The 10,302-nt window shown below is 69.8% G+C and carries 9 protein-coding genes; 3 read left to right on the top strand and 6 right to left on the bottom strand.

The features are described 5' to 3' along the window. The first annotated feature begins 46 nt into the window (after nt 1–46). Nucleotides 47–1,126: an alpha/beta hydrolase family protein gene (locus L942_RS32835; protein ID WP_051166411.1), complete on the top strand. Its 1,080-nt coding sequence runs from the start codon at nt 47–49 to the stop codon at nt 1,124–1,126. Here the strand turns inward: L942_RS32835 and L942_RS32830 are convergent. The 4 genes from L942_RS32830 to L942_RS32815 are packed head-to-tail and all read right to left on the bottom strand — an operon-like array spanning nt 1,112 to nt 4,699. Then, nucleotides 1,112–1,909 (bottom strand): carbohydrate ABC transporter permease, encoded by a 798-nt coding sequence (locus L942_RS32830; protein ID WP_326929374.1) that lies wholly within the window; start codon nt 1,907–1,909, stop codon nt 1,112–1,114. The genes L942_RS32835 and L942_RS32830 overlap by 15 nt on opposite strands. Nucleotides 1,910–1,935: 26 nt before the next feature. Continuing rightward, nucleotides 1,936–2,820, bottom strand: a complete 885-nt coding sequence (locus tag L942_RS32825; protein WP_037367777.1) for a carbohydrate ABC transporter permease — start codon at nt 2,818–2,820, stop codon at nt 1,936–1,938. Nucleotides 2,821–2,825: 5 nt separating this feature from the next. Beyond that, nucleotides 2,826–4,091: an ABC transporter substrate-binding protein gene (locus L942_RS32820; RefSeq protein ID WP_037367774.1), complete on the bottom strand. Its 1,266-nt coding sequence runs from the start codon at nt 4,089–4,091 to the stop codon at nt 2,826–2,828. A 14-nt stretch (nt 4,092–4,105) separates the two neighbouring features. Then, nucleotides 4,106–4,699, bottom strand: a complete 594-nt coding sequence (locus tag L942_RS32815) for a helix-turn-helix transcriptional regulator (protein ID WP_037367771.1) — start codon at nt 4,697–4,699, stop codon at nt 4,106–4,108. A gap of 402 nt (nt 4,700–5,101) precedes the next feature. Here L942_RS32815 and L942_RS32810 point away from each other — a divergent pair, with 402 nt between their 5' ends. Then, nucleotides 5,102–6,073, top strand: a complete 972-nt coding sequence (locus L942_RS32810; protein ID WP_200863004.1) for a glycoside hydrolase family 3 N-terminal domain-containing protein — start codon at nt 5,102–5,104, stop codon at nt 6,071–6,073. Between the two features lie 401 nt (nt 6,074–6,474). On the opposite strand, the gene L942_RS45085 is transcribed toward L942_RS32810, so the two are convergent. Further along, entirely contained in the window at nt 6,475–7,902 is a 1,428-nt protein-coding gene (locus L942_RS45085; RefSeq protein ID WP_200863003.1) for a tetratricopeptide repeat protein, read from the bottom strand. 99 nt (nt 7,903–8,001) lie between these two features. Here L942_RS45085 and L942_RS32800 point away from each other — a divergent pair, with 99 nt between their 5' ends. Further along, on the top strand, nt 8,002–8,910 hold the full coding sequence (locus L942_RS32800) for an alpha/beta hydrolase family esterase (RefSeq protein ID WP_037367765.1): 909 nt from the start codon (nt 8,002–8,004) through the stop codon (nt 8,908–8,910). Nucleotides 8,911–8,988: 78 nt separating this feature from the next. Here L942_RS32800 and L942_RS32795 read toward each other — a convergent pair whose 3' ends face one another. Then, nucleotides 8,989–10,149, bottom strand: coding sequence for an FAD-dependent oxidoreductase (locus L942_RS32795; RefSeq protein ID WP_037367762.1), 1,161 nt, complete (start codon nt 10,147–10,149; stop codon nt 8,989–8,991). Between the last annotated feature and the right edge of the window lie 153 nt (nt 10,150–10,302).

Genomic DNA, 10,302 nt, shown 5'->3' with positions numbered 1-10,302 from the left:
CGGTCGGCAGGCGCGGGCCGCCCGGCCGGAACGGCAGAGTTCCGGCATGCGCTTCCGAACTGTCCTCGCCGCGGCTCTCCTCCTCACCGCTTTGAACGCCGCGCCCGCTTCGGCGGAGACCACTTTCGAACTGCCGACGCCAACTGGGCCGCACGCGATCGGCGAACGCGATGTCCACCTCGTTGACCAGGCACGGAACCGGGAGCTGATGATCAGCGTCTGGTATCCCGCCCAGCCGGGCACGGGGCCGAAGGCGCGGTATCTGCCCGCCGCGTCCGCGGAGTACTTCGACCAGGGCGCGGCCCCGGCGCTGGGGCTGCCGACCGGCAAGGTCGACTGGGCAGCCGTCGAGACCCATGCCCGGGCGGACGCGCCGGTGCGGGCACGGTGGCCGGTGGTCGTGTACTCGCCGGGCTGGGCTTCGCTGCGCGCGCTGGGCACCGCGACGGCCGAGGACCTCACCAGCCGCGGGTACCTCGTGGTGACCATCGACCACACTGGCGAGGCACCGTTCGTCGTCTTCCCGGACGGGCGGGTGGTGTTCTCGCAGCACAGCAAGGACCTGGTGGCGGGGATGCAGACGCGGGTATCGGACGTCCGGTTCGTGCTGGACCGGTTGCCCAGCATTCCGGGGCTCGGCAAGGCGATGGACCTGAGCCGGGTCGGCCTGATCGGGCATTCGTTCGGCGGGGACACGGCTGCCGAAGTGTCCACGGTGGACTCCCGAGTGGACGCTGCGGCTGATCTGGACGGTTGGCTCGCCTACGACGTCGACGGCAAGCAGCTCACTCGCGCTGGCGCGGCGGGGGTGTCGCGGCCGGTGCTGCTGATGGGGTCTTCCGGCAGCACCAGCGACGGCCAGGCGCGCAGTCACCGCACGGCACCCGCGTGGAAGTCGTTGTGGGAGCACACTTCGGCACCGAAGCGGGACATCACGCTGGCTACCGCGATGCACTACAGCTACACCGACGTGCAGTGGTTCCTGCCGAAGCTGGCGGAACAAGTGCCGGTGGATCCGAAGGTCCGGGAAAACCGGATCGGGACTATTGATCCTCGGGCGAGTATCGCCGTGCAGCGGTCCGCGATTGCCGGGTTCTTCGGCCAGTACGTCTCACGACGTCCTTAGCCCGGTCGAGATGCTGCGCACCAGGTTCCGGCCGAGCAGCAGGAAGAGGATGATCACCGGAAGCACGCCCAGCGTCGCGCCGGTCAGCATCAAGGCGTAGTCGGTGAAGTACCCGCTGGCCAGCTGGGACAGGACCACCTGCACGGTCGGCGTCTGCGCCGGGTCGAGGATGACCAGCGGCCAGAAGTAGTCGTTCCACGCGCCGAGGAAGGTCACCATGGCCAGGACGGTCGCTTGTGGACGGATCGCCGGGACCGCGACGTGCCAGAACGTGCGCAGGATCGACGCTCCGTCCACAGTGGCCGCGTCCACGAGGTCCTGGTCGATCGAGCCCTCGCAGGCCTGGCGCATCCAGAACACGCCGAACGCGCTCACCAGCGCGGGCACGATCACCGCCTCCAGCCGCCCGTACCAGCCGAAATCGCTCACCACCAGGTACAGCGGGACGACCCCGAGCTGTGCCGGCACCATCGCCGAGCCGACCACCAGGAAGAACAGCGTGTTGCGGCCGCGGAAGCGGAGCCGGGCGAAGGCGAACCCGGCGAAGCTGGACAGGACCACATTGGACAGCATCACCGTCGTCGCGACGATCAGCGAATTGCCGATCGCCAGCCAGAAATCCACCGTGGTGAAGACGCGCTGGATGTTGTCGAAGAGATGACCGCCGGGAAGCAGCAGCGGAGAGGTCTCGCCGATCGCCGCGTTGTCCCGAGTGGACACCACGAACGACCAGTACAGCGGAAACAGCGACGCGGCGACCAGCCCCACCAGCACCGCATACACCCAGGCTCCCGCCCGGCCTCGGCGGATCACGGCGCACCCACGAACCGGCGCACGAGCCGGTAATTGACGATCGCGAACACCAGGCAGATCAGGAACATCACCCAGGACAAGGCCGCGGCGTATCCGGCGTCGAATTTGCCGAAGCCTTTTTCGTACAGATACATCGTGAGGGTCTGGAACTGCCGGTCGTTGCCTCCCGCGCCGCCGTTTCCGGTGGCGTCGAACAGCTGCGGCTCGGCGAACAGCTGGAGGCCGTTGACCGTGCCGGCTACCGCGGTGAACGCGATCGTCGGCCGGATGCCGGGTACGGTGATCGACCAGAACGACCGCCAGCGAGAAGCCCCGTCGAGCGCGGCGGCTTCGTACAGGTCCTGCGGGACCGCTTGCATCGCGGCCAGGTAGATCAGCGCGTTGTAGCCGGTCCAGCGCCACATCACCATGCTCGCCACCGCGAGATGCGACGACCACTTGTGTGCCTGCCAGGAAACCGGCGGCACCCCGAACCAGCCGAGCACCTCGTTGACCACGCCGTAGCCCGAGCTGTACAGCTGCGCGAACACCAGCCCGACGGCGACCACGGACACCAGGTTCGGCAGCAAAAGCCCGGCCCGCCACCAGGTCGCCGCGCGCAGCGGCCGGTTCAGCAGCGCGGCGATGCCGAGCGCGAGGAAGAACTGCGGGATCGCGGCGAGCAGGAAGATGCTGACGGTGTTGAACAGCGCGTTGTAGAACCGCGGATCGGCGAACAGTTCCAGGTAATTCGCGAGGCCCAGCCCGCCTTCCGGACCGGAAAGCAAATCCCACCGGTGCAGCGAAACCCAAGACGTGTACAGCAGCGGGAACGCGCCGAACAGTCCGAAAAGGACAAAGAACGGCAGGATGAAGACGTAGGGGGTGAGCTTCCGGTCCACGACAGCTACTTGATCGCTTCGCGGCCCATCCGGACCGCATCGGCCCACGCCTGCTCGACGTTCTCGCTCCCGTCCTCGATCCGGCCGAGCGCGCGGCCGAATTCCGGGCGCACGTCCGCGTCGTGCAGGCCGCGGTAGTTCGGCCGCAGCCGGTCCGCCGAAGCCGCGTAGAGCTGGCCGACCGGCGCGTTCGAGAAATACGGATCGGTGTGGGCGATGACCTGCGGGTCCTGGTAGACGCTCGGTTCGCTCGGCAGGATTCCGTCGGACAGGAAGAGCCGTTTCTGCTGCGCGGGCGCGGTCAGCCACTGCGCGAGTTCGTACGCTTCCTTCGGGTGCGCGCTTTGCCTCGGCACAGCGAGGAAGGAACCGCCCTGGTTGCCGCTGTTGCCCGGCACCGTGGTGACGTCCCATTTGCCGCTGCCCGCTTCGCCGCCGGCCTCCTTGATCTGCGTGAGCATCCACGCCGGGCACGCGATGGTCGCGAAAGTGCCCTGTTTGATCGCGACGTTCCAAGCCTGGGTATAGGTGGTCGCGCCCGCCGTTTCGTGCGCTTGCGCGAGACCGCCGGAAAGCTGGAAGGCATTGCGCACGCTGGGATTCTTGTCGGCGATGTAGGAATCGTCCTTGGCGGAGAAGTAGTTCTCCGGCGACTGGTTGAGCATCGCGGTATAGACGGTTCCGGCCGAATCGGCGAACTTCACGTTCGGCAGTTTTTCGGTGAACCGGGCGGCGAGATTCGCGTACGCCGGCCAGTCCGGCATCAGCGCCGCGACGGCCTTGCGGTCGGTGGGCAATCCGGCCTGCTGGAACAGGTCCCGGCGGTAGCACATCGCGAGGCTGCCCATGTCGGTGCCGAGCCCGAAGACGTAATCGCCCGACGTGCCCTGCGCCCACTTCCACGGCGCCCATTGCGGTTTCAGCTTGTCCGCGCCGTAGTCGGCCAGGTTGACGAATTTGTCCTTGGCCCGGATGTACTTCGGGAGGTACTGCTCCTCGACCGCGACGACGTCGGCCGCGCCGCGCCCGGCCGCCAGCTGCGTGGCGAGGCTCTTGAAATGCGTGTCGAAATCGGTGACCCGGCTGCGGATCTCGATGTTCGGATGGTCCTTCTGGTACTGCTCGAACAACGGCGCGTAGCCGAACTCGCCGAACGTGGCCACGCTGAGCGTGATCTTCCCCGAGGACGCGGCGGAACCGCACGCGGCCGCCAGTGACAGGAATGCGGCGGCGAGCGCGGCAACGGCCGGGCGCCGGGTCAGCTTTCGCACGTGGTGAGCATCCTTTAAATCACTCCGGCACGCAGCGCGTAGGCGACGGCGTGCGGGCGGTTCCGCAGCTTGAGCCGGTTCGTCATGCCGTAGATCACGTTCTTCACGGTCCGCTCCGAGTAGCAGAGCTTGTTCGCGATTTCCGCGGTGTCCCAGCCCTCGGCCATCAGCCGCAGCACGTCGACCTCGCGCGGCGACAGGTTGGTGCGGTCGCCGCCCTGGCGCAGGGTCTCGGCCTGCTGCAGCAGGTCCCGCATCGAGGTCTCGCGCCCGGAAGCGGCCGCCACGATGCTGCGCACCAGCTGGTCGCCGCCGATCGCGTCGCGCGGCAGCACCGCGGCGACGTGCCAGGCGGCCAGTTCGGCGAGATCGTCGGCGTCGACGTATCCGGCGACGAACACGATGGCCGCCGGGGTTTCCGAGGCCGCCGCCCGCAGCGCCGCCTTCACCTCACGGGTGACCCGGTTGGCGGCGAACACGAGCACCGCCGCTTCCCCGCGCTGCTGGCCCGGCAGCACCCGCACCTCGCGGCGCGTGCGCAGATGGTCGATGAGGCCCGCGAGGGTGATCGGGTCCGAAGCCCATGCCGCAACCTTGACCTGATTCATCGCTGCCTCCCCGGTGCAGAGCCTGTGCTTGTCGTGTGCCGGTCAGTGTGCCCACCGCGGCTTCACGAAATCTCTAGTCGGGACGCGCTCATTCTTCACAGCGTGAAGTTGGGCCCGCCGGTGGGGTTCCGTTACCGTCACGGAGACCTGTCCGGACCAGCAGAGGAAATGATGAAGGCGCACGCACGACCCCGCCGGAGCACCGCAGGAGCCGTCAGCGCGTTAACGCTCATATGTGCGCTTTCCGCGTGCTCCGGGGATCGTTCCGTTTCCGGAACCCCCACGTCCACCGCGCTCACCCCGCCGACCGCGGGCAGTTCTCCGCAAGCCGCTCCACCTGCGTCGACTTCACCGACACAGACCCAGCCGGGACCTGGGTCGTGCGCGTCGGCGGTATCCGCGATGGACCTGCGGGCGCGAGTGGCGCAACTGGTGGTGCCCGGGGTCAACGCGGGCGATCCGGCGGCCGTCGCGGCCGTCGTGCGCACGCAGCAGGTCGGCGGGATCTTCGTGGGGGACAAAAAGACCACGCTGTTGCAAAATGGCGCGCTCGACGACGTCCAGCGGGCCGCGAAGATCCCGGTTTCGGTCGCGGTCGACGAGGAGGGCGGCCGGGTGCAGCGCATCGACGACCTCGACGGCTCGCTCCCGAGCGCCCGGCAGCTGGCGGCCTCGAAGACGCCGGACGAGGTGCGCGCGATCGGGGAACAGCGGGGCAAGCAGCTGCGCGCACGCGGGGTGACGGTCGACTACGCGCCGGACGCGGACGTGAGCGACGAACCCGACGACGCGGTCATCGGCGACCGTTCGTACAGCCCGGATCCGGAGAAGGTGCGGCAGTACGCGCTGGCTTTCGCGGAGGGCCTGCGCGCGGGCGGGGTGCAGCCGGTGCTGAAGCATTTCCCGGGGCACGGCCATGGTTCCGGGGATTCGCACCGGGGGACGGTCGTCACGCCGCCCCTCGACCAGCTGCGCCGGGTGGATCTGGTGCCGTACCGGGATATCTCGGAGTACGGACAGGTCGGGGTGATGGTCGGGCATCTCGAGGTGCCCGGGCTGACCGGGAACGAGCCGGCGTCGCTGGCGCCCGCGGCGTATCGGTTGCTGCGCAACGAGTTCCGCTTCACCGGCCCGGTGATCACGGACGACCTGGGCGGGATGAAGGCGATCACGGACCGGTTCGCGCTGCCGGACGCGGTGCTGAAGGCGCTGCGGGCCGGGGCGGATCAGGCGTTGTTCTCGTCTGGCCACAACGACGTGGGAGCAGTGGTGGAGCGGCTCCAGCGGGCGGTGGAAAGCGGGGAGCTGTCGGGCGCACAGGTGCAGGCTTCGGTGGAGCGGGTGTTGGCGGGCAAGGGGTTTTGCCGTCCTTGACCTGGGGGTGCTGGGTAGCGTCCGGATTGTGAAGGCGATTCTGCTGCTCGACGTGGACGGGCCGCTGAATGCCTTCGCGGCGGAGAGCCCGGCCGCCGGGCCTGGCTCAATTCAGGCTCCGGGACCGCGCTGCTCGCGCTCGCCGAGCGGGCCGGCGCCGAACTGGTCTGGGGCACGGTGTGGAAGACGAGACCGACTCCAACGATGAGCCTCCGGACTGGAAGTACGGCGCGGTCGCCCGCTTCGCGGCGGGGCGGCCCCTGCCGTACTTCGACCTGTTTCCTGCTGCCAAGCAGCTTCCTCGAACCCCGCGGCGGCACAGCGACCGCATTGATCCCGGTCGGCCCCGCCTGGCCGTCTCGCCGCGGCGGAAACCGCACTGCGGGAAGGCGAATACTGGCTCAGTCCTCCTGCTCCTGGACCTGGGCCAAGACCGCGGCGGCGCTCACCGTCTGCGGATGGTCCTCCCCCAGCACCCTTCGGCACCTTGGCAGCAGGTCATCCAGCACCGCGAGCGCCGAGGCCCGGTCGCCGAGCCGGAGGTGGATCTGGACCAGGTTGCCGGTGGTCCGCAGGGTGCCCAGCGCGTCCGGCCCCAGGGCGCGGCGGCTTCGGGCCAGGACGTCCTCGGTCTGCTCGCGGGCGCGCTCGTATTCGTCCAACTCCAGGTACACCACGCAAAGGTTGTTCGCGACGGTCAGCGTCAGCGGGTCGTCCTCGCCCAGCACGCGGCTCGTTCGGCGCAGGAGATCGGCCAGCAGGTCGCGGGCAGCCTCGTGGTCGGTGGCCCCGATCAGGCAACCGGCCAGGCGGTTGGCGGCGGCGAGGGTGTCCGGGTGGTCCTCGCCCAGCGCCGCGGTCCATTCGGCGTGGACGAGCCGCCCCAGTGCGACGCCGGGGTGGGCTTGGCCCGAGACGAACAGGTACCGCAGCACCCGGAGGAGCAGCGCGCGGCGCTCCGGCGGTTCGTGGCTGCGGAAATCGCCCGACGCGGCGGACATCCGGAGCGCGACCGCGACCCGGCGGTATTCGGGCCACGACTCCGCCTGGTCCGGGTCCAGGTCCACGAAGGCCGGGACTTCCGAGAGCGGCGGCAGCACGGGGTAAGGCGGCGGCTGTTCGCGATCCCACAGGGAAGCGGGAGCCCCCGACCCCGCCAGCAGGTTGGCTGGGCAACCACGTTCGTGGAACAGGTCGCAGCCGGAGCTGAGCACCGAGTGGGAGCGGCCGGAGTAGAGAACGGGCACCGGGTACGCGTGGAACGGTTCGCCGTGGTTGTCGATGACGGTGGTGCCCTGGCGGCCCGCGCAGGTCCAGTCCACTTCCAGCCGCCACGCGACCTCGTGGGTGGTGGTGATCGGCTCGATCTCGAACTGTTCGACGTCAGTCGCACTGACGGTGAACGGGAAATCCGGGCCCTGCGCGACCAGCCGCGGCGACGGGGCGTCGAAATCAGTCGTGAAGGGACGCGGTTCCAGGTGTGCGCCGAGCCGGACCAGCAGGCAGGCCGGGCGCGGCGGGGTCCGCGAGACGACCACCACGCGCGCGGATTGCAGGACGACGGCTCGGTTCGTCCGGGCTTCCACCGTGATGATGTGCACCGTCCCGCCCGGCACGGCGACCCGCGGCGGATCGGTGTCGAGAACCAGGTCGGCCAGGGTTCCGCCGGGGCGCAGGCGGACCGAGGCGAGGAGCGGGTCGGCCAGATCCGCCGGGCTGTCGCCCGATCGGCCCACATTGATGTCGCCGTGCACCGCCCCGGCCATCACGACCTTGTCGAACTGGCCGCCGGTGATGCGGTTGACAGAGGACTCTTCCGCGTCCGTCACCCGAGCCAGCGTAGCCGTTAACTCAATGAACGAAAGGTTCGTCCGGGGCCGATGCGGGGTGACTATGGTCGCGCTCGCCCGTCGATCGAGGAGGATCGGATGTCCGGACGTTTCCGTGCAGGCGTTGCCGTAGCAGCCGCGGCGATCGGGTTCGGGGTGCTCACCGCACCGGCTTCGGCGGCTGAGCCGGCGCGGACGACCGGGTGCGGGCAGGCGGTGGCCGGCTCCGGCACCACGACGGTCGAGCATCTGACGTCCGGCGGGATCGAGCGCGAGTACCGGATCTACGTCCCCGCGCGGTACAACCCGCACCGGCAGTACCCGGTCGTCCTCTCCTATCACGGGCACGGCCGAACGGCGGAGTACCAGGAGCAGCTCTCCGGTTTCTCCGGCTCGGACGTGATCGCGGTGTACCCGCAGGGCGTCCCCGGCACCGACGGCAAATCCGCCTGGACCGGCGCGCCCTACTCGGCCCCGGTCGACGACGTCCAGTTCACCGGCGACCTGCTCACCTCGCTGCAGCACCGGATGTGCGTGGACCCGGCGCGGATCTACGCCGCGGGCAAATCGAACGGCGGCGGGTTCGTCGGCGTGCTGGCCTGCCGGATGGCCGACCGGATCGCCGCGTTCGCCCCGGTTTCCGGCGCGTTCTACCCCCAGGGCGGCGCCTGCCACCCGAGCCGGAAGGTCGCGCTGCTCGACTTCCACGGCACGGCCGACACCACCATTCCCTACGGCGGCAATCCGGACAAGGGCCTTCCGTCCATTCCGGACTGGCTGGCCGGCTGGGCCGCCCGCGACCGGTGTTTCCCTCACCCGGTCTCGGTTTCTCCGGTGCCCGGCGTGGTGAAGCAGTGGTGGCCTGGGTGTTCGCTGGTGCATTACCGGGTGGAGGGAGCGGGGCACGTCTGGCCGAGCACCCAGCCGAACAACGATTCCGACACCCCCACCGCCATTGACGCCACCCCGGTGATCCTCCAGTTCTTCAAGGCGCACCGGCTCGCTTGAAGTTCCGCGCCGGGCGGGGCACCGAAACCCTCCAGGCCACCGACCCGCGCACGGCCGGAGTAACCCTCCAGCGCGGCCTCAGCGGACCCGCTCCGCCGGTTCCCGCTTCTTGGCCAGCATCCGGCGGAACCCGTCGGCCACCACCTTCGCGGTGTCCTTGCCGTGGTCGGCGGTGATCCGTTTGGCCATCTCGGCGGATTCGGCGGCGACCTCCTCGCTGCGGGCGAACATCCGTTCCTCGTGCCGGGCCAGCGCGGTATCCACGTCGTCCGGGTGCGCGGCCAGCAGTTCGGCGAGGTCGGAGCCGTCGAGCAGGGCCAGGTTCGCGCCCTCGCCGTTCGGGCCCTGCACGTGGGCCGCGTCGCCGATCAGCGTCACCCCCGGGATCCGCTCCCACCGGTGCACGCCCGGCAGCCGGTAGTGCCGGCGCAGGATCGGCGCGGTGTCGCCGCCGGAGATCAGCTCGCGGAGTTCCGGCGCCCAGCCGTCGAACTCGGCCGCGATCCGGGCCAGCGCGGTCCGGGGGTCGAGGCCGTCGAGCGCGTCGAACCATGCCTCCGGCTTGCTCAGCATCGCGTAGGTGTGCAGGGCGTCGCGTTCGCGGTGCGCCATGATGCGCTGGCCGGGCCCGGGCGCGCCCATGCCGCCGCCGCCCACGATCTTCGCCGCCGCCGGATGCCGGATGTCGGCGTCGTAGAGGTAGGTCTCGACGAACGCGAGACCGGTGTACTCCGGCACCACGCCGGACAGCAACGGACGCACCCGCGACCACGCGCCGTCTGCGCCGACCAGCAGTCTCGCGACGACCGAACTCCCGTCGGCGAAGGAGACCTCGTGTCCGTCGGCGACCGCGCGGACGCCGCTGGCCTTCCGGCCCCAGCGGACGGTGCCGTCCGGGAGCGAGTCGAGCAGCATCTGCCGCAGCTCGCCGCGCAGGACTTCCGGACGGCCGCCGGTGCCGTCGTCGGGATGGTCCAGCAGGACGGTGCCGTCGGGATCGAGGATCCGCATCTGCTGGCGGCCTTCGAGGATCAGGCCGCGGAACTCGTCCATCAAGCCGGCCGCCTCGATGGCGATCTGACCGTTGTAGTCGTGAATGTCGAGCAATCCGCCTTGGGACCGCGCCATCGGCGAAGGCTCGGCCTCGTAGACCGTGGCCGGGATCCCGTGCAGGTACAGGACCCGCGCCAGGGTCAGTCCGCCCAGGCCGGCACCGATGATGGTGACTGGAGTCTGCATTGTTTTCCCCCGTGCGTTGGTGACCTCCGAAGCTTGGCGTTCGGCGCTGGCACCGGCCGCACACCGCGCTGGCAGCACGCTGCCACGCCCGGACAGCGGCGAAGTCTGGGATCCGAGACACAATCGCCCGGCGGCTACTTGGCCGCCAGGCCC

It is taken from the genome of Amycolatopsis orientalis DSM 43388 (assembly GCF_000411975.1).
Taxonomy (GTDB): Bacteria; Actinomycetota; Actinomycetes; order Mycobacteriales; family Pseudonocardiaceae; genus Amycolatopsis; species Amycolatopsis orientalis_D.
This window is presented reverse-complemented; position numbering and strand designations above follow the sequence as displayed.